Here is a 23682-nt window from a genome sequence, read left to right on the forward strand (position 1 = left end):
ATAAGACCGTACACGCTTGAAATTGAGGAGCCACGATGATTGAGGCCTGGATGTCTGCCGACGACATTGCCGAACACCTTGGTGTTACGAAGCACACGATTTACGGGTGGATCAATGACCGCTCCATGCCAGCACACAAGATCGGCCGTTTATGGAAGTTCAAGGCTTCCGAAGTCGACGAGTGGGTGCGCACCGGCGGTGCCGCTGTGGTGGAAGAAGACGAAGACTAATTTTGACAAGAAAAATCCTGGTTTGTGCCCCGTGGCACAAACCAGGATTTTTTATGCGCTAGTTATTGCTCAGTGGCTGAGGCGTTGGGTTGGTCCAAGGATCTTCGACCGGCTGGGAGAGACGCCAAACGGCGTACGTAGCACCCGCAGCGGCGACAGTGATACCAAGAACCAAGAGACCGCGACCGGATTTCTTCTGCTTCTTTTTCTTGGACTGCTTCTTCAGCTGCTTTTCAGCTTCTTTTGCCCACTGCTCGGCGGCCTTGAGCAGTTTGCGACTGGACTTCTTGTCACCGGTGACACGAGTGATGGCATCAGTGACGAACGCTGGCAGTTCAGCAGCCTTGATGGCTTTTGCGCTCCCGGCGGCAACTGGTGCCAGCTGCCCGGCAGCAGAGGGAATATAGTCATCTTGGACTTTGTGTTGGAAGTTTGATGCAGCGTCGCCGACTTTATGCGCGGCGTCGGCAAACTTTCGTGAAGCAGCGTCAACGACCGGTGCGGCGCGATCAGCGGAATCTTGCCACATGTGTTCTGCCCATTCGCGGACGTGCTCTGCGGCGCCAGACACGGTATCTCCCAGCGTTGGTGCTTTGGACTTAGAACGTCCCAACATAAATTACCTCCATAATAGGGATTGACTACCCCTAGGTTACGCCCTCGCGCCCTCGGTTGCCACGATCTGGCCGCGATATTCGGCATTTCTTTAGGCTGGGCGCGTAGCATTTTCAACTCGCGTTGACTCAAGACTGGGTGAACCAGTCAGTTGATGGAAGAATAGCGCTCATGAGTATTGCTACACATAAAGCTGTCATCAAAACCAACCGCGGCGACGTCGTCGTCGAACTCTTCGGCAACCACGCCCCGAAGACCGTGGAAAACTTCGTTGGCCTGGCCAACGGCACCAAAGATTGGACCGACCCGGCTACCGGTGAGGCGAAGTCCGGTGTCCCACTGTACGACGACACCATTTTCCACCGCATCATCTCAGACTTCATGATTCAGGGCGGTGACCCACTGGGTCGCGGCATCGGCGGACCGGGCTACCAGTTCGAAGATGAATTCCACCCAGAACTAGACTTCAACGAACCCTATAAACTGGCCATGGCAAACGCCGGCCCAGGAACCAACGGTTCCCAGTTCTTCATCACCTCGGTTGCCACCCCGTGGCTGCAGAACCGCCACACCATTTTCGGTGAAGTCACCGACGCCGACTCCCAGAAGATTGTCGACGACCTGAACAACGTCCCAACCGGTCCACAAGATCGTCCGGTCAACGATGTGATCATCGAGACCATCGAAATTACTGAACTCTAAGGACTATCTCGTCTATGTCATCCGGTCCGACCTATGGTGCCTACCACGACTCCTCGGCAGAACAGCCGGTCTGTCCCAGACACCCGGACCGGGTGACATATATCCGATGTCAACGCTGCAATCGTCCGGTGTGCACGGACTGCCAGCGCCCCTCGCCAGTCGGCGTGCTGTGCGTTGACTGCGTGAAAGAACACCAACGCTCAATTCCTCGAGAGCAACGCGCTCCACGCTTTACCGACCGGCGGGGCAATGCGATCCCGTTGGCCACCTACATCATCATTGGGCTGACTGCCCTGGTGTACGGACTGCAGTGGGCAGGCCAACTCATCCCGGGCTTCCCGGATGTCTCCAACCTCTTGTTATATTCACCGCTGCATACTTCAGTCGCCGCCGTGGAATTCTCCCAGGTGACCGGCCAACAACTCTTCCAACCCTGGCGCATGCTGACCTCGGCGCTAGTGCATTCGATGGGCTCACCTTTACACCTGGTGTTGAATATGGCGGTGCTGTGGCTGATCGGTCGCCAGATTGAACAGTTTCTGGGCGCCGCCAAGTTTGTCGCCATCTACGTGCTGTCAGCAATCGGTGGAGCAGTCGCGGTCTTATTCTTAGCCGAACCAAACTCTGCTGTGGTGGGTGCTTCGGGTGCCGTCTACGGACTCTTCGCTGCCCTGTGGATGATCGGACGACGGCTGGGGGCTGACACCCGCAGCATCACGATTTTGATCCTCATCAACTTCGCGTTTTCGTTTATTGGGGCAGGCATCTCATGGCAGGGCCATCTCGGTGGATTCCTCACCGGCCTCGCGGCCTCCACGCCGGTGGTCCTCGCAGACAAAAAGCTCGAGACCGGGGCAACGCCCGAACTTCGCAAACGCACCAACCGTCTCACATGGCTGGGACTGGGAGTTGTCGCAGTAGCCCTTGTGGCGCTGACCTTCATTGGTTCGCTGTTAATCGACACGCAGACCCTGCTCGGTCGCTAGAGTTTGTGGACAACTGCTGAGTTAACCACAGTTTTCCCACACGGTCTCCACAGGTTATCCACACAAATTGTGGATAACTCTCGCATGTTTAATGACCCCCGGTAGTTATCCACAGGTTTATTCACAATGTGGAGAATCACATGTGTGTAACTTGGGGATAGGTGTGGGAAACTTACCGCCAACGGGTCATCATAACGAACCCAATCATCGCCAGCCCGAAGCCGATCACGATATTCCAACCACCAATACCCGGGATTGGCCACTGACCGCCGGGGGCGAGGTAGAACACCATGATCCACACCAAGCCAAGGATCAACAGACCAAACATGATGGCCTTATACCAAGTTGGTAGTGGCTCCGGCTGATTGTCAACCGCCATGAGCGCGGCGTCCAATTCAGAATGCTGGTTGCGAGGCTTACGGGGCTTCTTCGATGATGCCAATGGGAATCCTGTTCAAAGGGGAGCGTATACTAACGACAGTATTCTACGTGTCCCCAACACGTGCCGCAGTGTATCTTGACTTGAAGGATCTGCCGAATGTCAGATGCCGGTGTACAACCGCTCACGCGCCGAGCAGCGCGCCAACACTCCACCCCTCGAAAGCGTCGCAAACGACCACCGCGCTTAACCTTCCTAGGAGTCCTGGGCGAGCTGTTGATAACCGCTGGTGTCTTCGTCTTGTTGTTCGTGGTCTGGGAGCTCTACTGGACCAACCTCGGAGCCAACCGCGAAGCCCAGGCCCATCGCGACACGATGACCGAATCGTTTTCGGAACACTACACCGGTTTTGACGGCAACGGAGCAGACCCCGCCGTCCCGGGCATACCGGGGGAGGCTTGGGGCCTGTTGTATGTGCCACGCTTTGGTCCCGATTACTCGGTCCCGGTCCTGGACGGTACCGGAGACGAGATCGACTCGGCTGTCCTCGGCCGCTATGACAGCTCCTCGGCACCGGGTGAAGAGGGCAATCTCGGGCTGGCCGGCCACCGCCAAACCTACGGCGCGGTGTTGTGGGATATGGATACATTGCAAGAGGGCGACCGCATGTATCTGCAAACCGCCAACGGCTGGTGGGTTTATGAAACCCGCCAGGTCCACATCGTCGACCCTTCGGCCGTGGAAGTCTTGGATCCTAACCCGCTGGATCCGGGTGGCCCGGCCGATGGTCAGTGGTTGACCTTGACTACTTGCCACCCGCCCTACACCGTGCTGGAACGCATGATCACTCACGCCGAGCAGGTCGACTTCATCCCGCTGGCCGATGGGCCGCCGGATGAGATCGCCGACGCCGTCTACGCAGCCGACCTAGAGCCTGCGCCGCAAGCCGCGATGGGCATCCTAGAACATCACGACGCCGTCAGCAGTTACGACCCGAACGAGGAGGCCTAAAATGTACGCCTGGTTCTTCCACTTCCTGCCGGGACCCACCTGGCTCCGCTGGCTCCTCGTGCTCGCCCTAGTGGCCGGAGTCGTGGTCGTGCTCATGGAGTTCGTCTACCCGTGGATCGCAGAATTCGGTTTCTTCTCTGATGCCACGCTGGACGTCGAATAAGTCTCACAGCAGGTCTTTCAGATTTGAAGGAATGTTTTTGGGCTCGGCGAGGTTGCAGCTGTTATGACTCATTCTGTGCCAACACCTAATCCATCCAATCACCTTGCCACCTCGTTAGATGACGGCGTCGTCGAATTTGGGCTCCACACGTTTGGAGACATCACCCAAGACCTCGAGGGGACCCGCGTGCTGAGTCATCCCGAGGTGCTGCGCAATGTCGTGGCCGAGGGGGTGTTGGCCGACCAGGTCGGTGTGGACGTCATTGGTGTCGGTGAGCACCACCGTCCCGACTACTCAGTCTCGGCACCCGACGTCGTCCTGACCGGCATTGGTGCGCAAACCGAACGCATCAAACTCATCTCTGCTGTGACCGTGTTGTCTTCCGACGACCCGGTTCGCGTCCATCAGCGCTTCGCGACCCTCGACGGCATTACCTCCGGGCGCGCCGAAGTCTCGCTGGGGCGGGGTTCGTTTATCGAATCGTTTCCGCTATTCGGTTACGACCTGCAAGACTACGAAATCCTATTCGAAGAAAAACTCGAACTCTTCGACAAAATCCGGCGCGAAGAACCCGTCACCTGGTCCGGGAGCACCCGTGCTGCCCTGGAGAACTTTTCGATCTTCCCCACCACCGCCCATGAACACGGTCTGCCCACTTGGGTTGCCGTGGGTGGTTCACCACAGTCCGTCGTCCGTGCTGCCAAATACGGGATGGGCTTAGAACTCGCCATCATCGGGGGTGCACCCCAGCGCTTTGCTCCACTGGCCAACCTGTTCCATAAACAGATTGAACAAAACGGCTTTGACCCGCGCCGCATCGCCGTGCACTCCCATGGCTATGTCGCCGAGACGGACGAGGACGCCATGGAGCAGTACTATCCATACTGGCATCACGTGACCGCGGCCCTCGGCGCTGAACGTGGCTGGCCTGCCCCAACGCCCGAGCAATTTGCGCAAGAAGTGCGTCACGGTGCGCTGCACTTGGGGTCGCCTGAGACTGTGGCCCGGAAGATCGCCAATACGGTGCAGACGTTGGGCGCGACCCGTTTCGGTATGAAGTATGGCAACGGTCGCCTGCCGCATGAACTGATGATGCACTCGATCCAGCTGTACGGTACCAAAGTCATTCCGATGGTCCGCGAGCTGCTCGCAGGGTAGACGCCATCCCCGCCTTCTTCGGTAGCGGAGAAAGAATAAGAAAAATCGCCTGCAGCTTGGGAACTGCAGGCGATTTTTTCAGTTGGTCTAGAACTGGCTAGTCACTGCCCCAACCGCGACCTCGGTTCCAGTCACGATCGCGACCGCGGTCATCACCGGGTACCCAGTCTGGACGGCCTCCGGCTTCGCTGTTCTCGCCGTCCTCATCCGCTTCCGGTGATGGAGAATCAGACTCTTCTTCACTTTCATCGCTGCTTGGTGAGGGAGAGGACTCTTCTGGCTCCGGTTCTGGTTCGGGGACTGGCACAGCAAGCGTAAGGGAGATTTCGCTGCCTTGAGCTACTGATTTTCCACCTTCCAATGACTGCTGAGCCACGTGGTTTTCACGATATTCGTCGGTCTCGATAGGCTCGGGAGCTATTGTGACCCTCAGACCTAGGTCATTACCCTCGAGAATGTTGCGGGCTTCCTGTTCCGACATCCCGCGGACGTCGGGAACTTCGACCTCGCCGGAGGAGATCTTCAGCGCAACAGTCGAACCGTAGGCTACGGTCGAGCCGAGGGCCGGGTTGGTGTCGACGAGACGGTCGCGCGGGATCGTCGCCGAGTTCACATAGGTCACGTCCGAGACGGTGAGCCCAAGTTCCTCGAGCGTATCGCGCACGGTAGCTTCTGAGGCGCCGCGAAGCGAGTCAGGGATCTCGACTTCGTCGGGGCCCAACGAAATGTTCAGGGTGATCTCGTCGTAGCGCTGCATGACGGTCCCGGCAGCCGGCGAGGTGCCGATAGCGCGGTCGCGCTCGACGTCGTCGCTATGGTCGTATTCTAGGATTGGGCGCAGCCCGGCGGTCGTCAGGGCGTTCTGCGCCTCGGTTTCTGGCATGCCGGAAACATCTGGCACATCGACCTGGTTTTCTTCGATCCGGCGCTGTTCGGCCTCATTCCAGAAGTACCAGCCGGCAGCTGCGCCACCGCCCAACAACAAAATGACCAGCAGGGCGATCAGCCAGCCGCGGCGTTTCTTCCGCGGGCGTTGGCCGTTGACGGCGTCCATGTGGCCGGTCATCTCATAGGACTCGGGGAGCTCTTCACGCGGGGTGAAGATCGAGTCGTCCTGCGCTGAGATCGAGGACATCGCCTGGGTCGGATCGGCCTCAGCGGGGATTACGGCCGGTGGGATGACCGTGGTGGAATCATCTTCGGTGACGCCAATACCGTCGTAGTGGGCCGAGCGCAACGCGGTGAGGAATTCTTTGCCGGACTGGAACCGTGCTTCAGTATCTTTTGCTAGCGCCTTGGTCAACACCGATGTCAGCGCCGGCGTGATATCCGGGTTCAGGCTGGTGGGCGACGGCGGTTCTTCCCGGACGTGCTGGTAGGCAACGGCCACGGGGGAGTCACCAACGAACGGTGGGCGACCAGTCAGGAGCTCGAACAAAACACACCCAACTGAGTAGAGGTCGGAGCGGGAGTCGACGGTTTCCCCTCGGGCCTGCTCGGGGGATAGGTACTGGGCGGTGCCAACCACGGCTTGGGTCTGGGTCATGGTCGCAGAGGAGTCGGAGAGGGCTCGGGCGATACCGAAGTCCATGACCTTGATGGCGCCGGTTTCATCGACCATAACGTTGCCGGGTTTGATGTCGCGGTGGACAATGTGGTTTTCGTGCGAGTACGCAACCGCCCCCAGGATACCTTCGGTCCATTCAACGGCTTGGTCAATCGTCACGTCGCCTTTGCGCAGCAGGGCGCGCAGGGTGTCGCCGTCGACGTACTCCATGACCATGTAGGGCAGGGACAGCCCGGCGTGTTCACCGTTGGGTGGCAGCTCCTCTTCGCCGGTATCAAAGACGGCGACAATGTTCGGGTGGTTCAGCGCGGCCGAGGAGTGTGCCTCGCGGCGGAACCTGGTTTGGAACTGCGGGTCGCGTGCGAGGTCCGGGCGCATCATTTTGATAGCGACGGTCCGGCCCAGGCGGGTGTCGTGACCGATGTAAACATCGGCCATGCCGCCGCGGCCGATGAGCTCGCCGACTTCATAACGACCATTGATAATGCGTTGTTGGGACACGGTTTTCCTTAGCGGGCGTTATGCCGCGGCGTGCTCGTCACGGGCGGATGTGCTGCCCAGTGGAGGTGGTGTTGGAGTTTCATGTGAGTTTTCGTTTCATGGGTTTGTGTTATTGGACTGTTCCGGAGGCCTATTGTTGAGCTGCGCGCCGTTGTTGCCTCCAGGATTCTGGGCATTATCTCCGGTGCCGTCTGGATTACCACCGGTGTCTGTCTCATCTGTTTGATCATCAGTGCCGTCAGTGTTGTCGCCATTTCCAGGATCGGTCTGATCGGTTCCGGTATCCGGTGGCGTAGTAACTGGCTGCGGCTGTTGTGGTTGCTGTGTGGGTTGTTGGCGGGTCGGCTGCGGTGCAGGTTGCTGTGGTTGCTGCTGTGTCGGCTCCGGCTGTGGAGCCGGCTGCTGGGGCTCTTGCTGCGTGGGTTCTGGAGCTGGCTCCGGCGCGCTACCCTCACCATTGGAGTAGCTCACGCGAATCTCGGAGCCTTCTTCGACCTCACCGGTCGGGTTCAGGGCCAACACGGTGCCGGCGGGCTCTTCGTCGTCGCGCTCCACACGGTTGACCGTAAAGCCAAGCTCTTCGAGTTCTTCTTCGACCTCATCAATATCGCGACCTACGTAGTCGTCGGCGTCGATGGCAACGGTCGCAACAGTTTCCGTCGGCTCCGGCTGGGGTTCCTCATCGGATCCCAACGAAGCAACCCACAGGCCGATTCCGGTGAGGGCTGCGAGAATGACGACGGCGATGACGGGCCAGAACCACGGACTGCGTTTCTTTTTGTCTTGGTCAGCGTATTCTTCGAATTCGGCGGCGCCCTCTTCCGGGAGCGCGCTGGAGCCCAACCCGTCGGACTGAGCGGACAGCGCCATGCCATCATGTGGTGTCACCGGCAGGGCAGTGGTGGCATCCGAGACGCTTTCGGCTGGTACATCCGACATGACCTGGGTTGCGTCGGGGTCGTGAGCGCTATTGAACTGCTGGGTGCTGATGAGCTGGGTCGCATCCGAATCGAAATCACCGGCGGTGATAAACGGTAGCATGCCCGGCACTGCGTTCACGGCGGCTTGGGTATCTTGGCGGCGCAGTGCTTCGGCGGCGGTGGCCAGTTTGTCGGCGTCGGCCGGACGATCTTCGGCCTCCTTGGACAGCATCGACATGATCAAGGCACGGACCGGTTCCGGAATCGAATCCGGCAGGGACGGCGGATCGTCGTTGACCTGGGCCAGAGCAATCGCGATCTGGGATTCACCGGTGAAGGGTCGGTGCCCCGCGAGACATTCGTAGCCGATAATACCTAGCGAGTAGATGTCGGAGGCGCCGGTGGCCTGCTGGCCGGTGGCCTGTTCTGGGGCAAGGTACTGCGCGGTTCCCATGACCTGGCCGGTGGCGGTTAGCGGAACCTGGTCGGCGAGGCGGGCAATCCCGAAGTCGGTAACTTTGACGCGGTTTTTCGCGTCGATAATCAGGTTGCCGGGTTTCACGTCGCGGTGGACGAGACCTTGTGCGTGTGCGGCGGATAGCGCACGGGCCGTCTGGGCAATGATCGACAGGGTGCGATCGGGAGAGAGGACCTTTTCGCGGTCCAGAATGGCGCTGAGTGGATCACCGGGGACCAGCTCCATGACCAAATAGCCGGAGCCTTCTTCTTCACCGTAGTCAAAGACATTGGCCACACCCGGATGGTTCAGCAGGGCGGTGTGCTGAGCTTCGGCCCGGAAGCGGCGCAGGAAGTTAGGATCCCCCGTGTATTCTTCCTTTAAGATCTTAATGGCGATGATCCGACCTAGGACGGTGTCGCGTGCCTTCCACACTTCACCCATGCCGCCGATGGCAATCCGATCAGTCAGCTCGTATCGGCCACCCAGCGTCATTCCCGATATTGGTCTCACTGTTCGACCACCGCCTCCACAATTTTCTTCAGGTTCTTCGCGGTGAGCTGGCTGCCCACCGAGTAATCCGTTTCTTCATACACCAGGGTTACGGCCACCTGGGGATCATCCGCCGGAGCAAAGCCGGTGATCCATGAGTTCACCTTGCCGGTGGTGCCGATATCTGCGGTACCGGTCTTGGCCGCAATCGGAATGGATGACCGGGCCGGCATCGCGGTGCCCGACTGGACCACCTCGAGCATCATCTCGGTCATCTGGTCAGCAATTTCAGGCGTGATCGCTTCCGAATACACTTCCGGCTGGGGTTCCTCTAAGACGTTGAGATCCGGTCCGCGCACCGTGTCGACCATCTGCGGGTGCATGACCGTGCCATCATTGGCGATGCCAGCAGCGACCATGTTCATTTGCAGGGCAGAAGCGCGGACGTCGACCTGTCCGAGCACCGACTGTGCCAGGGTGGCCTGGGGGATCTCTTCTGTCGGGAAGTGCGAAGCGTTGACTGACAGCGGGATGGTGATCGAACTGTCGTTGAAGCCAAACCGTTCGGCAACATCACGGATGGCATCCTGACCCAGATCCATCGCGGCCTGCGAGAACGGTGTGTTACAAGACTGGGCGAAAATCCAGCTCAGTTCAGCAGAACCGCGTCGATCACAGATACCCCCGCGGAAGTTAGAGATCGTATTATTCGTCTGCGGTAGGGGTAACTCGTTGGGCACTGAGACCTGGCCGGTTGGCGAGTATTCTCCGGATTCCAACATCGCGATTGCATCGATAAGTTTGAATGTTGAACCCGGTTGCGGAATGTTATATGTCGGTGGGTTCTGATACGGCGAGACACCCTTGCCCGTGATTTTCTCCATATTTTCGGATGCCTGTGTCGTAGAGTGCACGGCCAGCAGGTTGGTGTCATAGTTCGGACGCGAGGCCATCGCCAAAATCCGTCCGGTAGCTGGTTCCGACACCACCACAGAGGCCTTCATCCCTTCGGGCAACGCCGAATACGCCACGCGTTGGGCTTCCGGGTCGATCGTCAACTCGACCGATGCCCCAGGATTATCCGCCCCGGTGAAGGTCTGGCGGATGCGTTCGATAAATAGGTCGTCGGCGGTACCCGACAGCCAACCGTTGAGGCGTTGTTCCAGCCCGGTTTGGCCGTAGGCCAACGAGTAGAAGCCGGTGATTCCGGAATATAGCTCCGGGTCGTGATAGACCCGCTGGTAGTCAAAGCTTGAGGAATCACTGGGCACGGATTCGACGATCGGTTCGCCCCCGACCAGGATCGGACCGCGTGGGCCACCGAATTGCTTATACAGCTCACGAGAGTTGGCCTCGTGGGTGCGCAGATCATCGGCGGCAACGACTTGGATGTAGCTGGCAGCGCCAATGAGTACTAAGAACGCGGCGACGACGGCGTACCAGGCGTAGCGGATGGATTCATTCACTAGCGCTCACCCGCCTCTAGGGGTTGTCCCGGCACCGCGGCACCACCACCGGCCCCGGAAGCATTCACCATGGGGCCAGCGAGCATCGGTCGGTTGGCAGTATGCGAAATTAATAACACGAGTCCGATAATCATCCAGTTTGCTAACAGGGAGGACCCGCCGGCGGCCATAAACGGCGTCGTCAGGCCGGTCAGTGGGATGACACGCAAGACACCACCGACAACGACGAACATCTGGATAGCCATGGCACAGCCCAGCCCGGCGGCCAGTAGTTTACCGAAGGCATCGCGGGCTGACAGGCCGATACGCATGATGCGAGTGACCAGGATGAAAAAGATCAGCAGGATGGCGGCCAGACCGACGAGTCCGAGTTCTTCGCCGAACGAGGCAATGATCATATCCGAGTTGGCCGCGAACACCAGATCCGGGCGGCCTTCACCTAGCCCGGATCCAAACAGCCCGCCGGAAGCCAGGCCGAAGAGGCCCTGGACGACCTGGTGAGAGCCATGTTCGGCATAGATCATGTCCATGTCGAAGGCATTGAGCCACCCGTCAATGCGGGCTTCAACGTGGGGGAATAGGTTAACCGCGATGACGCCCCCGGCGCCCACGGCGACTAGACCTAAGATGATCCACGACAGCCGGGAGGTTGCCAGGTAAATCATGGCCATGAATAGGCCGAAGAACAACACGGCTGAACCAAGGTCGCGCTGGAAGACCAGCACCCCCATGGCGACCAGCCAAGCGACGACCAGCGGGCCGAGGTCTTGGACGCGCGGGAACGCCAGCGGACCGAGCTTTCGCCCGGCCAGCAGAATCAGGTCACGGTTGGCGCTGAGGTAGGAAGCAAAGAAAATGGCCAGGGTCAGTTTGGCGACTTCACCCGGCTGGAAGGAGCCGATGCCCAGGTTGACCCAAATCCGGGCACCATAGATTTCGACGCCGATGAAGGGCAGAAACGGCAAGATCAGTAGGATCGCTGAGGCCAGCAACCACACGTAGGTAAACCGGCGCATGTGCCGGTAGTCGATGATGAACCAGACGATCGCCATCGAAATGATGATCGACAGGGCGGTCCATAACAGTTGGTTATTGGCCAAGTTGGTGCCCGGCGGCACCAGATCGAGCCGGTGGATCATGGCCAGGCCCAGCCCGTTGAGTGTTAACGCCAACGGCATGATGTACTGGTCGGCAAAGGGTGCGCGCAAGCGCAGCACAATGTGGAAGGCAATCGCCAGGGCAAACATGACCCCCAGCTGGATCCAGTACTGCGCGTCCAGCGTCTGATCCATGCCGAGACCGGAGAGCATGTAGGCGCCCGAGCCGATGACCACGGCCATCACCATTAACAATATTTCGGTGATGCGCAGGGGTTTTTTGACCGGCTGCTCGGTCTCGACGGAGTCGATCGTGTTTGTCATTTAGGGGTTGCCTCCTGTTGCGCCGGCGGTGGCTCCGGCTATTGAGGCGGATGCGGTGACGCCGTTGGCGGCCAAGGGGATGGAATCATCGGGCTGATCGGATGGTGAGACCGGCGGGGCCTCGGGGATCAGCGCAGCTTCCAAATCTACCAAGATTTCTCGGGCATGGTTCAGGTCCTGGGCAGGTAGCCCGGCTTCAATACGCTGACGGCTGTATCCCGGTAGCCGAGACAACGGAATCTCGGTCGACTCTTCAACCGAAGACAGTTCAAGCGGCCCAAATGATTGCGGAACACCCTGGAAGATTGCGACGTGATCATCGGTTGTTCCCACATAGTATTGGCCGCGAATCCACAGGAAACCCACAGCTAACGACGTCGCAAATAAAATCAAAAAGACTCCGAGCATGGTCAGCAACGGCCAAGAGCGCCGCTCGGATGGGACCGCATCGTCCTCGAGTTCTGTTGGTTGCTGGGTTGCGTCGGCTTCGGAGGCCCCGTGTAGCAGGGCTGCGGCACGCTTTTGGGACGACGAGCGCGTCACGATTGGGATCTGGTCGGTGTCAGTGGCCAGGGCTGCGGCCCCCACGAGCAGGTGCGGGCGTGATCCGAGATCGGCGCGCAGGAGCGCGGCGGAAACTTTCTCGCCCTCGGTTGCGTTGGAAACCTGCAGCGCAGATTCAGTCAGCTCATCAGTTTTGGGGTTGTCATCGACGGTGACCTCGGCTGCCACGGTCTCAAAGACCACGATCGTGACATTATCGGGTGCACCACGCGCCAGGGTTTCCTCAACCAGGTCACGGCAAATGTCATCTAATGCCTTGTCGGCGCGCAATAGGCGCTCAATGGTCGCATCGTCGACAACAGCATTGAGACCGTCAGAGCACAGCAGCCAGCGTTCCCCGGGTGCGGTTTCAAATGAGGTGACGTCTAGTTCGGGGGAAGCATCGACGTCGCCCAGCACGCGCATCAGGACATTTTTGTGCGGATGGGATTCGGCGTCCTCGGGGCTGAGGCGGCCTTCATCAATCAGGCGCTGCACAAAGGTGTGATCGGCCGAGAGCTGTTCGAAGACGGCGTCTTTGATCCGGTAGGCGCGCGAATCGCCGATATGGGCCATGTGGAGGACGTCATCATCGACTAGCACGGCGGTGCACGTGGTGCCCATCCCGGCGAGTTTCGGGTTGTCGTGCACCAGGTCGTTGAGGATCAGGTTGGCCGACTGGATTTCATCAGGCAGGATGGTGTCAGGATCGGGGTGATCATTTCGATCCAAGGGAGCCAGGTCTAGGACCACTGAAGCTGAAGCGACATCGCCACCGACGTGCCCGCCCATGCCGTCAGCCACTACTGCAAGGTAGCGGCCCACATAGGCAGAGTCGTCGTTTTTGGAGCGCACTCGTCCCACGTCAGAGCGCGCGGCGAAGTTCAGCTGCAGGGCCATGGTTATGCCTTCAGCTCCATCACGGTTTTCCCAATGCGCACTGGCACACCCGGATCAATGGCCATGGTGCGGGTGAGCTGGTTACCTTGGACAAAGGTGCCGTTGGTGGAACCGAGGTCTTCTAAGAACCAGCGACTGCCCTGCGGGAAGAGTCTGGCGTGCCGCCCGGAAGCATAATCATCTTCCAGTACAAGTCCCGCGTCTTGGGCTCGGCCGATCAACAGGGGTTGGCCGCCCAATTGAATCGTGCGTCCGGCGAGCGGGCCTTCGGTAATGGCCAATTGGGTGGCCAGTGCTCGCGTGGGCGGTGGGGGAGTATCGGTGCTGACCGATGACGCGGTTTCGTCTTTTTTCTTGCGGGTCAGGCGTGCCGGGCGGGCAATCTGTAGGGAACGGCCCTGGGAGGTGATCACAGAGAACACAAAAATCCACAGGAGGGCGAGCAGCCCAAATCGCAGCGCAGTTATCGCCAATTCGCTCACGGGCTACCTCCGGGGCTGGGTCGTCGTATCTGGGGCGAGTCGGAAAGTGATGGTTGTCCGACCGGCGGTAATAATATCACCGTGGTGCAAATCTACCGAGTTTCCCGCTTTCTGCCCGTTGACATAAAACCCATTGGTTGACCCCAGATCTACAGCACTCACGCGATCGCCTGCGACCCGAATTTCCAAGTGTCGGCGCGACATTCCCGGATCACCCACCGTGATATCGGCATCCGCGGAGCGACCGATGATGGCTGCCGCCGAGTTGATAGCATAGCGGGTCCCCTCAATTTCGACGACGGGTCGCCAACTGGTGCGATCTACCTGCGCGCCTGGGTCGGTCATTTCGGCAGGCGGCTGGACTACCGGAGAGCTGACCTGTTTATTCGGTGTGTAGGTAATGGGCTGACCAGGCTCGAGATCTTCTGCAGCCTCGGAGCTTGAGGTGATCTCCATGTCGCCGCGATCGACCGCCTCATCAGCTACAAAGGTCACACGCACGGGGCCCGAGAGAGAATACCCTTGAACCGAGGCGTGCCGGATTGCTTCATCGCAGAGTTCTTCGGCTAACGCCCGGCCCCATTGTTGGACCTGTGGGAAGTCTTCTTCTGAAAAGGCAATGGAGTACACGTTGGGCACTAGGGTGCGTTCTTGAGAGATGGTGACGGCGCGATGGTCCATTTCGGTGCGCATCGCATTGGTGACTTCTACCGGTTTAATGCGCTTGGAACCGCCGGCCGAGAAGATTTTCCGCACGCTGCGTTCCAGAAGGTTCTCTAGACCATCTAAGATGCCCACTCGGCACTCCTTCCAACGTGTTCGTTGCAACTCGGCAGTAAATATCCCACAGTAGTTTGGGGCCGAGTATTTGTCACATGCAGTTACATTTTCTCATATCACACCGCGCAATACACGAAGCGCATAGTCAACCCTGAAATGTGGGTACAGGGGGAATGTCGATTAGCATTTGCAGGGTTCTTGTGTTTATACTATAGATCGTGCTTACAGCCGATGCTGTAAAAACAAGTCACTCGCGCGAGTGGCGGAATTGGTAGACGCGCTGGCTTCAGGTGCCAGTGTCTTCACGGACGTGGGGGTTCAAGTCCCCCCTCGCGCACAGCACACAAACAACCTCTGACATGGAGAAATCCGGTCAGGGGTTGTTTTGTTTTCTCTTTACACTGGCCTTTGTAGGGCACTTGGGTGAATCAGGGCGTTTTGCGTCGCAGAGTAAGCGATGCTAGTACCAGGGCGGCGAGCGCAAACGCCCCAACCACGCCGAGCGGTATGAACAGGTCAGCGCCACTATCGCCAGCGGTCACAGCATTGATCGCATCGATCGCATAGCTCAGCGGTAGCCAGTCAGAAATTGTCTCGAGTGCATCTGGCATATCTTCACGCGGCATGAACAGGCCGCCCAGGATGATTTGCGGAAAGACGAACAGCGGCATAAATTGCACCGCTTGAAACTCGGTGCGGGCAAACGCACTGGCGAACAGTCCCAGGGCGGTGCCGAGGATGGCATCGACGACAGCGACCAAGCCGAGCTGCCACACTGGTCCCTCGACGGACAGTCCGCACAGGACCACCGCGAAGGTCACGGTAACGACCGCCTGCAGGGTGGCCATGAACCCGAAGGCTACACCGTAACCGATGATGAAGTCGGGTTTGTTCATCGTCGTCGACATGAGCCGCTCGAGCGTGCCCGAGCGACGTTCCCGCAGTGTCGTGATGGAGGTGATCACAAACATTAAAATAAAGGGAAATAAGGCCAGCAGTGGGCCGCCATAGCGATCGAAGACTCCGGGTTGGGTATCAAAGAGCCAGGCGAAGAGCCCGACCAACAGGCTGGGTGCAACGAGAAGGAGCACGATGGAGCGGGGATCGTGACTGAGCTGCTTGAGGACGCGTGCGGTGGTTGCCAGGGTGCGATTCGGACTCATGATGACTCCTGCTGCGCGGCATGTTTGCCATGACCTGGTTCCAAGCGTTGTTCGGAGCGTGCAATGAGCTCAAGAAATGCAGCATCGGGGTTGGTGGTGCCGGTGTCCTTCAGCAGGCCGGTCGGGGTCGTGTCGGCGATGATTTTTCCTTCGCGCATCAACAGCAGTCGATCACAGTGCAGAGCTTCGTCCATGACGTGACTGGTAACCAAAACCGTGATGCCGCGCTGTGCAAGACTACGAAACAGCATCCAGAGTTCTTGCCGCAGTGTCGGATCGAGACCGACTGTTGGCTCATCAAGGACGATGAGTTCGGGGTCACCAAGCAGGGCCACTGCAAGGGATACTCGGCTGCGTTGCCCGCCACTAAGATTCGCCACTAAACTACGTAGGTTTGATGTCATACCCACCTCGTGTGCCACCCGCTCGGTTGCCTCGCGGTCGGCGCCAACGATGCGGGCGAAGTAGTTCAGATTTTGTCGCACGGTGAGATCGTCATATACGGATGCCGTCTGGGTGTCGTAGGCGACGAGACTGCGTAGTGCACGCGCACCGGCCGGTTCGCCGAGGACCTCGACGGTGCCGCCGTGAATTTTTTGCACTCCAACGACGGCACGCATCAGTGTGGTTTTGCCACAACCTGATGGACCGAGCAGCCCGGTGATCTGGCCGCGAGGAATCTGCAGACTGAGCCCATCAAAGACCACCGTGCGACCACGTCGAATAAAAAGGTCGCGGATTGTGACCGCTGGTGAGTCGTGCCCCTGCGCAGCATTGCCCGAAACTGACGCCATAGAGCCATTATCCCACCATGTGACCTGGCACTCAACGGGGTGAAAGGCACTCTCGCGCCCTGAGGTTAAGGCACTGCGGTCAGGGTGTCCAGGCGACTGCGCGGACTGGAGACCCATCAAGGCCTTCCAAGGGCAGTGGCAGCATACTCATCTGCACCCGATCGGGAAGGGCGGTAAGGTTCCGGAGGTTCTCGACGATGATGCCACCGCGACTCAGCCAGAACTGGTGCACTTCGAAGGTGCTGTCATGGTGAACGGTTGGATCGGGACTCAACGTATCGACACCCAAGGTGCGGGCGCCACGCTGCCAGAAGAGTTCGGCAAGGTCTACCTCTATATATGGGTGACGCTCGCGCAACGGGGAATGAAAGTGCTGATCCCAACCGGTCGCAAGGCATACGATGCTCGGCAGCTGATCCGGAATATGCGCGAGATCTTCGAGCCTGACGAGTTGCTCGGCTGTTGCTGCGGTGGCAAGTTGCAGGATTACTGCGGGCCCTTGGAGGAGCGTGAAATCTAATTGATCAACGGTCTGACCTCCGGGCGCAGCGTGTGACGGGGCGTCCAAGTGTGTGCCGGTGTGCGTGCCCAGATGAAGCTCGGTGACTTCTACACCGTTATCAGCGGTGGTTAGCGCCGATTCGAACCGCACCTGAGGGTCGCCCGGATAGACCGGCATGCCAGACCGAATGGGGTGACTGAGGTCAAACAGCTTCATCGTGAAGCATCCTAAATGAGCGAGGATGCTCAGCGCAACGCTGTGACAAATGCTGCCTCTCATGCTGACCGAAGCGTCATCGTTGGTTGGCGGTTGGTGATGGCTCAGCCAGACCGGTGTGTTGATCTCCGCCATTGTGATGCCAGCAGGATTCTTCTTCTCAGCGATAGGGAGGGCGAACCGAACCAAAGAAGTCGATTGTACTGCTGTGGCTCGGGCGGTATTTCTCGTCGCAGGGCTTGCAGCCTGTGCGGTCGGGTTACTGCTGAGCTAGGTTCCAAGATCCAGGAGATGACAGGATAAGTCCCAGGTGCTTTGGGGAGGACTAACTCGCCAGCTAGGCTGCAGACAACAATTCTGCCGCCGTAAGGCCACCAAAGACTATCGAAAGGACACCATCGACGTTGTCTGTACCGCTGAGCATTCTCGATCTTGTCTCTATTTCCGAAGGCTCCACTGCACGCGATGCGATTGCTGCTTCGATGGCTTCGGCTACACTCGCAGACGACCTTGGCTATCGGCGCCTGTGGTTTGCCGAACACCACAACACGCCAAATCTCGCCGCGAGTTCCACTGCACTATTGATTTCCCAGGCTGCAAACGTCACAGAAACTATTCGGGTCGGTTCCGGTGGTGTCATGCTGCCAAACCATGCACCTCTGATGGTCGCAGAACAATACGGCACGTTAGCCAATATGCACGGCGAGCGTATAGATCTTGGGCTAGGGAGAGCGCCTGGCACCGATATGATGACCGCACAGGCCCTAAGTAGATCATCTGCCGAACCTCAAGCATTTGCCCAACATATTTATGACCTGCAGGGTTGGTTTAGCGAGACTGGCACCGCGCATAGCGTGCCGATCGTATCGGCGGTTTCTGCCGACATGAATGTTCCCATCTGGGTGTTGGGCTCGACCGTAAACGGTGCGTCGATCGCCGGACAGCTTGGGCTACCCTTTTCCGTGGCATCGCATTTTGCGCCTGATCAGGTGGAACAAGCCATCCAGGTGTACCGGGAAGCGTTCACCACTGAAGCACCAACCGCCCAGATTGAGCAACCATATGTTATGGCAGGCATCAATGTGATGGTCGCTGAAACCGATGCTGAAGCTGAACGCGAGTTTACTGTGGTCCAGCAAATGTTCCAGGATATTCAGACCGGGCAGCGCCGATTGCTGCAACCGCCCGTGGAGCCACACCAGATCACCGGCCTGGGTGCACCAGAGCATTCGATGCTGCGCATCAAAGCTGTGGGTTCACCGCAGACAGTGAAGACACAATTGGACGACTTCGTTGAACGGACTGGTGCTGATGAGCTCATCACGGTGACTTACGCTTATGACCCAGCTGTTCGTGACCGCTCATACGAGCTGCTGGCAGAAGCCTGGTTCTAATGGCAGACTGATGAACTCAGCGCGTTCGAAATTCTAGGTGAACACGATGGCGGATGCAGCAGATCTCCTTGAAACCATCCGGCACGCCCTGAGCGATGCGGCAACCTCACCGGGCAATGGTTTCACGCTCATGAATGTCGCGACTATCGGTCGGGATGGTGGTCCGAGAGCTCGGTTTGTGATCCTGCGTGACTTTTCGCGCTCGCCGGACTGCATAGGTTTTGCCACGCATGCCCAGTCCGAGAAAGTCGTTGAAATTCGCGCGAATCCAAGAATCGCAGCAACGTGTTATGACCGGGAAAGTTCCGTGCAATTGCGCCTTGAAGGAGTCGCGACTGTCATCGAGGATGACGCGGAGCGATGGCACGCCTGGCAGCGGCTGGCGCCGCATAGTCGGCAACAATACGTTTCACAGGTAGTGCCGGGCGAACCGCTTGAAGACCCAAAGAATCTTCCGGCCGACCCGTCGACTGCGTATCAACGGTTCGCCTGGATCAGGCTTGAACTGCGGCACCTGGAGCGGTTAGACCTCAGTGCCGACCCACACCAACGCTGGCAATTTGCCCGGAAGGACAATGGCTGGATTGGTCACCGCATCGTCCCATAGTTGCTTATCTTTTGAGTGCCTTCACCATGCGTGCCGCAACCAAACCGGTGGCAGTAACCAACGGAACACAGACGGCCAGTAGAGCGATTGGGTTGGGTTCAAATCGAGTGGCGCCGTTGCGAGTGACATAGGCGCCAACGGGTACGGACATTCCGCCACCCCCGCCGCCGCTTCCGCTATCGCCAGCATTTTCAGCATTGGTAGTGTCTCCTTCTCCGCCACCGAAACCGAAGCTGACGAGCGCGACCGGAATGATCGTGGCACCGTCCACCTCAATAGGCGTTCCGTAGGAATTTCTGACACCGATGTTCGTGATTTTTTCAGCCAATTGGACAGTAAGTGATTCCATGAATTCAGCTTAATTGCTGGGTGACAGAAAATGCAGGGGGCAGAAGATTCTGATGACGAAAGTTTGACAGCTACAACGGGGCCAGGCCCGAATGTTCTTTCACTATAAAAGGCTCCAGTTTGAGTTGTCCGCAAGTCTCCAATTAGCGCGCCAAACCAGAGGTCGGACGCCGGATTTTCATCGGAGCAAATGCAGGCTTAAATCCCAGATCAACGAAACCTTAACGGCTGCCCACACTTTCTTGAGTGCTAATCGTAGTAGTGCACTGTGGCTCGTAACTGGTCTGCGTAGTTATAGATCTCATCGAGCGTGTCGATGGGATACCGTGTCTCGTTTTTATCTTCGTCGAATAAACCGATGTATTTCTGAGACGTATTAAAGCGCAGTCTAGCAATGGGGCGACGATTGTTATCGTCAAGTAAGACACCAAAATAGCTTTTAGTATCGCGTTGAACGATCCGCTGAGGGGCTACCTCGCTGCATGTAATAGCGCGCACAATCTGAAATCCTTCGACTTCTTCTAACGTAGTGACGATACCGTTGTCCTCCGCTGCGTCATCCATATTTTCAACTGCTGCCTCGGCAGCATGTTCGCTAGCTTCTGGCGAGGAGACTGACTGATCGTCGCTCTGAGGGGCTTGCCCGCCCAGCGCAGCTTTCAGCCGGTCGTTGACGCGGTCGTTCAGGAATTGTTTCCCCGCTTTTTCTACTAAAACGGAGAATTGTTCGCGTACTCGTTGGGTTATGGGGCCCTCATAAACGCGTCCGGTGAGGAATCGGATCCACTCGGCGTCGGGAGTTGCGAACTGTGCGGCTAGAACTCGTTTTAATTGGCCTACATACTTTAATTCTTCGGCGGCGCTGATAATGGAGTCCAAGTCGAAAGCATCTTTTGTCAGCTTGCGAAGCTCCGGGATGAGAACCGTGTCGAGATCAGAAATCTTAATTTCTAAGAACGGTTTTTCATCCATCTTGTTGGGTGCTTCTAGGTCGGTGAAGAACTGGTATTCATCACCATTTGTTAGTACAGCAATACGAGCGTGCGCCACGGCGAAATAGCGGAACAGCTGCGACGCATGCTTGATGTCAAGGGGCGCCCCAATATGTTTGCACTCGATCAAAATTTGTACGTCACCGTCTTTTACGATGGCGTAGTCAATTTTTTCGCCTTTCTTAATCCCCACATCTGCGGTGAATTCTGGGACCACTTCGTTGGGATTGAAAACGTCATAGCCTAGAACCAGTGAAATGAACGGCATAACGAAGGCGTTTTTCGTGGCTTCTTCAGTTTCGATTGAATCCCGTTGCTGGATAATCTTGGTCGCGAGGCTGGACAGCCGTTCGGATATATCGGTAGACATATGCACTCCTGTGTTATAGCTCACATATGCCTGCGATCTTAGCTACTTCTGTCGTATTTGTTGATAAGTGCACTTCGCTTGAGAGAACATTTATTAAGAACCGAACACTAGGGCGTATGCGACTAACAAAGGTTCAACAGTGGTCTATTAGGTCAATCCGTGCTCGGAAAAGATGATCAGCTTGCCCTAATTTCTTCATCCGAAACCACTCAAAGCTTAATGGTCTCGGCACGGGGTGAGCGTGAGCCTTCGGGGAAGAAGTCTGAGTGAGGGGAGAAATGGCCAAGTCAGTGGCGGGCACGAAAAGCTTTGTGCACAACCCGCGATCGCCATGATGCATACATGTCCTGCATAATGTACGGATCCCGGTGGCGATTAGACGCTAGGGTTGGAATCTTGTAACTACCACCACAAATCTGTGACAAGGGCGTCATATGAAAGATACGCTACGCATTGCCGGAGTGTACGTCGGCACCATTACTGGGGCCGGGTATGCATCCGGCCAGGAGATCCTGCAGTTTTTCACCGGCTACGGCTGGTGGGGCATCATCGGCACCCTGGTGACGATGATTCTCTATCCGGTGCTTGGCTACTACTTAGTCGTGCTGGGTAAACGGGTCAAAGCCTGGTCGCATAAGAGCGTCATTTACCATATTTGCGGCAAATATCTGGGCGTCGTCGTCGACATTCTGCTGGCGTTTTTTCTCTTCGGCGTTGGCGTCATCATGATCGCCGGCTCCGGTTCGCTGTTCCAGCAGCAATTCGGGATTCCACCGGTTGCCGGGTATGCCCTCATGACGCTGCTGGTGATTCTGGCGTTGTTGCTCAGCTTGCGCCGCGTGCTGAACGTTATCAGCATCCTCACGCCGCTGGCGTTCGGGTTGATCATCGTCCTTGCGGTGTATGCAGCCCTCACAGCGGACACCAGCGGAGTTGATTTGGAAGCGGTAGCTGCAACGCAAGAGGAGCTTGCCTCGCCACACTGGCTGCTGTCGGCCTTTTTGCATGTGTCCTTTAACGTCGCCATCACGGTAAGTATCCTGGCGATTATTGGGGCCACCGAGCGCAATTATCAGGCTGCTAAACGCGGCGTTGTCCTCGGCGGGATTCTGCTGGGCTTCATTGCGCTGTTGATCAACCTGGCGTTGTATTTGAATGTTGATGACCTGGTGGGCACCGATATGCCGATGCTGGTCATCGCCACGGAGCTCCACCCGTGGATCGGGGCGGCCATGGCAGTGGTGCTGTTAGCCATGATCTTCAATACCGCAGTGCCCACGCTCTACACATTCACTGCACGCTTTTTCACCGTTGAAACCCGCAGCTTCCGAATTGCCGCTATCATCATTGGTATTGCCGCCTTTGGTTTTGGTTTCATCGGGTTCACCAAGCTAGTCGGCACCGTGTACCCACTGTTGGGCTACGTGGGCTTTGTCATCTTTATCTCGATGGCAGTCAATCTGATTCGAACCAGACGCCAGCCGGTTGCCACCGAACAGTACGCTTTCACGGACTCATGATTTCTCATCGAACTCCCTGCCGTTAACAAGACGTCTGCGGTAATCTCAGTGATACAACACTGAGGTGACTGAAAGGGAATTCCGATGGTCACAGTTGTTGAAACCCGCGCCCTTACGAAACGCTACGGCCGACACGTAGCGGTCCAAAATATTGGCTTGCAGGTGCAACGCGGGTCGGTATTTGGTCTCATTGGACCCAACGGGGCTGGTAAAACCACTGTCTTGCGCATGCTCGTCGACATCATCCGGCCCACCGCAGGCGAATTATCCGTGCTGGGGGAGACCCCACGCCGAGCGGGAGCGGCGATGCGCCGACGCATCGGCTATCTGCCCGGCGATGTGAACCTGACCGATCGGGTTTCTGGGCGAATGTTTTTGCAGCACATAGCCCAGCTGAGCGGAGTCGTGGCCGAACACAAAATCGACCAGCTCGCCGAGCGGTTAGAGCTCGATATGACGCGTCCGGTGCGCGATCTATCCAAGGGTAATAGACAAAAACTTGGGCTCATCCAGGCTTTCATGCATGAACCCGAGCTGTTGATCTTAGACGAGCCGACGAGTGGTCTGGATCCGTTGATGCAACGCGAATTCTTGGCCATGGTGCGCGAAGCTTCCAGCGTGGGCCAAACCATCGTGCTCAGTTCACATATTTTGAGCGAGATTCAACATGCCGCCGACGACGTCGCAGTGCTGGCCCAGGGGCGACTGGTCGCACACGGCGATGTCGCCTCACTGCGCCTCACCAGCGTGGCCCGACTCGGCGCGGTCATAGCCGACACCGATGCGCTCACTCTGCACACACGCATGCAAGCCTTGGAGCAACTGGAAGATGTGCATATCCACCCCACGCCAGACGACCGCATCCACCGACTGACCGCAACAATCCGCGGCGATATGGATCCGGTAGTCAAAGCGCTGGCAACCTTCCAAATTCGTGATCTGACCGTGGAAGAGCCGGACCTAGAAGAGTCCATCATCGATCTGTACGCCCGAACGAAGTAGG

The 23682-nt window shown here is 57.8% G+C and carries 24 protein-coding genes and 1 tRNA gene; 11 read left to right on the forward strand and 14 right to left on the reverse strand.

What is annotated here, in order from left to right; genetic code table 11:
• Nucleotides 1–35 precede the first annotated feature (35 nt).
• Entirely contained in the window at nt 36–230 is a 195-nt protein-coding gene (locus tag FB556_RS04340) for a helix-turn-helix domain-containing protein (RefSeq protein WP_141865042.1), read from the forward strand.
• A gap of 58 nt (nt 231–288) precedes the next feature.
• Here FB556_RS04340 and FB556_RS04345 read toward each other — a convergent pair whose 3' ends face one another.
• Nucleotides 289–846, reverse strand: coding sequence for a hypothetical protein (locus tag FB556_RS04345; RefSeq protein WP_141865044.1), 558 nt, complete (start codon nt 844–846; stop codon nt 289–291).
• A 170-nt stretch (nt 847–1016) separates the two neighbouring features.
• Here FB556_RS04345 and FB556_RS04350 point away from each other — a divergent pair, with 170 nt between their 5' ends.
• Nucleotides 1017–1547, forward strand: a complete 531-nt coding sequence (locus tag FB556_RS04350; protein ID WP_141865046.1) for a peptidylprolyl isomerase — start codon at nt 1017–1019, stop codon at nt 1545–1547.
• A gap of 182 nt (nt 1548–1729) precedes the next feature.
• Entirely contained in the window at nt 1730–2533 is an 804-nt protein-coding gene (locus FB556_RS04355; RefSeq protein ID WP_170200356.1) for a rhomboid family intramembrane serine protease, read from the forward strand.
• 172 nt (nt 2534–2705) lie between these two features.
• Here FB556_RS04355 and FB556_RS04360 read toward each other — a convergent pair whose 3' ends face one another.
• Nucleotides 2706–2975 (reverse strand): cell division protein CrgA, encoded by a 270-nt coding sequence (locus FB556_RS04360; RefSeq protein WP_141865050.1) that lies wholly within the window; start codon nt 2973–2975, stop codon nt 2706–2708.
• 96 nt (nt 2976–3071) lie between these two features.
• On the opposite strand from FB556_RS04360, the gene FB556_RS04365 reads away from it, so the two are divergent.
• The 3 genes from FB556_RS04365 (at nt 3072) to FB556_RS04370 (ending at nt 5244) form a co-directional block, all read left to right on the forward strand.
• Entirely contained in the window at nt 3072–3923 is an 852-nt protein-coding gene (locus FB556_RS04365; protein WP_141865052.1) for a class E sortase, read from the forward strand.
• A gap of 1 nt (nt 3924) precedes the next feature.
• Nucleotides 3925–4086 carry a hypothetical protein gene (locus FB556_RS13395; protein WP_170200357.1) on the forward strand — a complete coding sequence of 54 codons (162 nt, stop codon included), beginning with the start codon at nt 3925–3927 and terminating at the stop codon, nt 4084–4086.
• Nucleotides 4087–4149: 63 nt separating this feature from the next.
• The gene (locus tag FB556_RS04370; protein WP_141865054.1) at nt 4150–5244 is read left to right on the forward strand and encodes an LLM class flavin-dependent oxidoreductase; all 1095 of its coding nucleotides are present in this window, start codon (nt 4150–4152) and stop codon (nt 5242–5244) included.
• Between the two features lie 97 nt (nt 5245–5341).
• On the opposite strand, the gene pknB is transcribed toward FB556_RS04370, so the two are convergent.
• The 7 genes from pknB to FB556_RS04405 all read right to left on the reverse strand — a co-directional run bounded on the left by pknB (nt 5342) and on the right by FB556_RS04405 (nt 14791).
• Entirely contained in the window at nt 5342–7312 is a 1971-nt protein-coding gene (gene pknB, locus FB556_RS04375; RefSeq protein ID WP_141865056.1) for a Stk1 family PASTA domain-containing Ser/Thr kinase, read from the reverse strand.
• Nucleotides 7313–7408: 96 nt separating this feature from the next.
• Nucleotides 7409–9202 carry a protein kinase domain-containing protein gene (locus FB556_RS04380; RefSeq protein ID WP_141865058.1) on the reverse strand — a complete coding sequence of 598 codons (1794 nt, stop codon included), beginning with the start codon at nt 9200–9202 and terminating at the stop codon, nt 7409–7411.
• A complete protein-coding gene (locus tag FB556_RS04385; RefSeq protein WP_141865060.1) occupies nt 9199–10647 on the reverse strand; it encodes a penicillin-binding transpeptidase domain-containing protein in 1449 nt (482 codons plus the stop codon). Before FB556_RS04385 ends, FB556_RS04380 begins: the two co-directional genes overlap by 4 nt.
• Complete coding sequence (locus tag FB556_RS04390; protein WP_141865062.1) at nt 10647–12068, reverse strand: FtsW/RodA/SpoVE family cell cycle protein; 1422 nt, start codon at nt 12066–12068, stop codon at nt 10647–10649. Before FB556_RS04390 ends, FB556_RS04385 begins: the two co-directional genes overlap by 1 nt.
• On the reverse strand, nt 12069–13511 hold the full coding sequence (locus FB556_RS04395; RefSeq protein ID WP_141865064.1) for a PP2C family protein-serine/threonine phosphatase: 1443 nt from the start codon (nt 13509–13511) through the stop codon (nt 12069–12071).
• Nucleotides 13512–13513: 2 nt separating this feature from the next.
• Entirely contained in the window at nt 13514–13993 is a 480-nt protein-coding gene (locus tag FB556_RS04400; protein ID WP_141865066.1) for an FHA domain-containing protein FhaB/FipA, read from the reverse strand.
• Nucleotides 13994–13996: 3 nt separating this feature from the next.
• Entirely contained in the window at nt 13997–14791 is a 795-nt protein-coding gene (locus FB556_RS04405; protein ID WP_141865068.1) for an FHA domain-containing protein, read from the reverse strand.
• Between the two features lie 235 nt (nt 14792–15026).
• On the opposite strand from FB556_RS04405, the gene FB556_RS04410 reads away from it, so the two are divergent.
• Nucleotides 15027–15110: transfer RNA gene (locus tag FB556_RS04410), tRNA-Leu, on the forward strand.
• Between the two features lie 91 nt (nt 15111–15201).
• Here the strand turns inward: FB556_RS04410 and FB556_RS04415 are convergent.
• The 3 genes from FB556_RS04415 to FB556_RS04425 form a co-directional block, all read right to left on the reverse strand.
• On the reverse strand, nt 15202–15936 hold the full coding sequence (locus tag FB556_RS04415) for an ABC transporter permease (RefSeq protein ID WP_141865070.1): 735 nt from the start codon (nt 15934–15936) through the stop codon (nt 15202–15204).
• Entirely contained in the window at nt 15933–16730 is a 798-nt protein-coding gene (locus FB556_RS04420) for an ABC transporter ATP-binding protein (RefSeq protein ID WP_141865072.1), read from the reverse strand. Before FB556_RS04420 ends, FB556_RS04415 begins: the two co-directional genes overlap by 4 nt.
• Nucleotides 16731–16809: 79 nt before the next feature.
• Nucleotides 16810–17448 carry a cyclase family protein gene (locus tag FB556_RS04425; protein ID WP_246057191.1) on the reverse strand — a complete coding sequence of 213 codons (639 nt, stop codon included), beginning with the start codon at nt 17446–17448 and terminating at the stop codon, nt 16810–16812.
• Nucleotides 17449–17852: 404 nt separating this feature from the next.
• On the opposite strand from FB556_RS04425, the gene FB556_RS04430 reads away from it, so the two are divergent.
• Both FB556_RS04430 and FB556_RS04435 read left to right on the forward strand, forming a co-directional pair.
• Nucleotides 17853–18842, forward strand: a complete 990-nt coding sequence (locus FB556_RS04430) for an LLM class flavin-dependent oxidoreductase (RefSeq protein ID WP_141865073.1) — start codon at nt 17853–17855, stop codon at nt 18840–18842.
• Between the two features lie 46 nt (nt 18843–18888).
• Nucleotides 18889–19449 (forward strand): pyridoxamine 5'-phosphate oxidase family protein, encoded by a 561-nt coding sequence (locus tag FB556_RS04435; protein ID WP_141865075.1) that lies wholly within the window; start codon nt 18889–18891, stop codon nt 19447–19449.
• A gap of 4 nt (nt 19450–19453) precedes the next feature.
• Here the strand turns inward: FB556_RS04435 and FB556_RS04440 are convergent, their stop codons facing one another.
• Nucleotides 19454–19798 carry a GerW family sporulation protein gene (locus FB556_RS04440; protein ID WP_141865077.1) on the reverse strand — a complete coding sequence of 115 codons (345 nt, stop codon included), beginning with the start codon at nt 19796–19798 and terminating at the stop codon, nt 19454–19456.
• Between the two features lie 248 nt (nt 19799–20046).
• Entirely contained in the window at nt 20047–21159 is a 1113-nt protein-coding gene (locus FB556_RS04445) for a type I restriction endonuclease (protein ID WP_141865079.1), read from the reverse strand.
• A 434-nt stretch (nt 21160–21593) separates the two neighbouring features.
• Between FB556_RS04445 and FB556_RS04450 the strand changes: the two genes are divergently transcribed.
• Together FB556_RS04450 and FB556_RS04455 are read left to right on the forward strand one after the other, a co-directional pair.
• The gene (locus tag FB556_RS04450; protein ID WP_141865081.1) at nt 21594–22679 is read left to right on the forward strand and encodes a YkvI family membrane protein; all 1086 of its coding nucleotides are present in this window, start codon (nt 21594–21596) and stop codon (nt 22677–22679) included.
• An 84-nt stretch (nt 22680–22763) separates the two neighbouring features.
• The gene (locus tag FB556_RS04455) at nt 22764–23681 is read left to right on the forward strand and encodes an ABC transporter ATP-binding protein (protein ID WP_141865083.1); all 918 of its coding nucleotides are present in this window, start codon (nt 22764–22766) and stop codon (nt 23679–23681) included.
• Nucleotide 23682: the final 1 nt, after the last annotated feature.

Source organism: Enteractinococcus coprophilus (assembly GCF_006716305.1).
GTDB classification, from domain to species: Bacteria; Actinomycetota; Actinomycetes; order Actinomycetales; family Micrococcaceae; genus Yaniella; species Yaniella coprophila.

Bases quoted from the DNA above. Each gene is read 5' to 3' on its own strand.
- FB556_RS04340 (WP_141865042.1), top strand. From the start codon at position 36: ATGATTGAGGCCTGGATGTCTGCCGACGACATTGCCGAACACCTTGGT.
- FB556_RS04345 (WP_141865044.1), bottom strand. From the start codon at position 846: ATGTTGGGACGTTCTAAGTCCAAAGCACCAACGCTGGGAGATACCGTG.
- FB556_RS04350 (WP_141865046.1), top strand. From the start codon at position 1,017: ATGAGTATTGCTACACATAAAGCTGTCATCAAAACCAACCGCGGCGAC.
- FB556_RS04365 (WP_141865052.1), top strand. From the start codon at position 3,072: ATGTCAGATGCCGGTGTACAACCGCTCACGCGCCGAGCAGCGCGCCAA.
- FB556_RS13395 (WP_170200357.1), top strand. From the start codon at position 3,925: ATGTACGCCTGGTTCTTCCACTTCCTGCCGGGACCCACCTGGCTCCGC.
- FB556_RS04370 (WP_141865054.1), top strand. From the start codon at position 4,150: ATGACTCATTCTGTGCCAACACCTAATCCATCCAATCACCTTGCCACC.
- FB556_RS04390 (WP_141865062.1), bottom strand. From the start codon at position 12,068: ATGACAAACACGATCGACTCCGTCGAGACCGAGCAGCCGGTCAAAAAA.
- FB556_RS04395 (WP_141865064.1), bottom strand. From the start codon at position 13,511: ATGGCCCTGCAGCTGAACTTCGCCGCGCGCTCTGACGTGGGACGAGTG.
- FB556_RS04415 (WP_141865070.1), bottom strand. From the start codon at position 15,936: ATGAGTCCGAATCGCACCCTGGCAACCACCGCACGCGTCCTCAAGCAG.
- FB556_RS04420 (WP_141865072.1), bottom strand. From the start codon at position 16,730: ATGGCGTCAGTTTCGGGCAATGCTGCGCAGGGGCACGACTCACCAGCG.
- FB556_RS04425 (WP_246057191.1), bottom strand. From the start codon at position 17,448: ATGAAGCTGTTTGACCTCAGTCACCCCATTCGGTCTGGCATGCCGGTC.
- FB556_RS04435 (WP_141865075.1), top strand. From the start codon at position 18,889: ATGGCGGATGCAGCAGATCTCCTTGAAACCATCCGGCACGCCCTGAGC.
- FB556_RS04440 (WP_141865077.1), bottom strand. From the start codon at position 19,798: ATGGAATCACTTACTGTCCAATTGGCTGAAAAAATCACGAACATCGGT.
- FB556_RS04445 (WP_141865079.1), bottom strand. From the start codon at position 21,159: ATGTCTACCGATATATCCGAACGGCTGTCCAGCCTCGCGACCAAGATT.
- FB556_RS04450 (WP_141865081.1), top strand. From the start codon at position 21,594: ATGAAAGATACGCTACGCATTGCCGGAGTGTACGTCGGCACCATTACT.
- FB556_RS04455 (WP_141865083.1), top strand. From the start codon at position 22,764: ATGGTCACAGTTGTTGAAACCCGCGCCCTTACGAAACGCTACGGCCGA.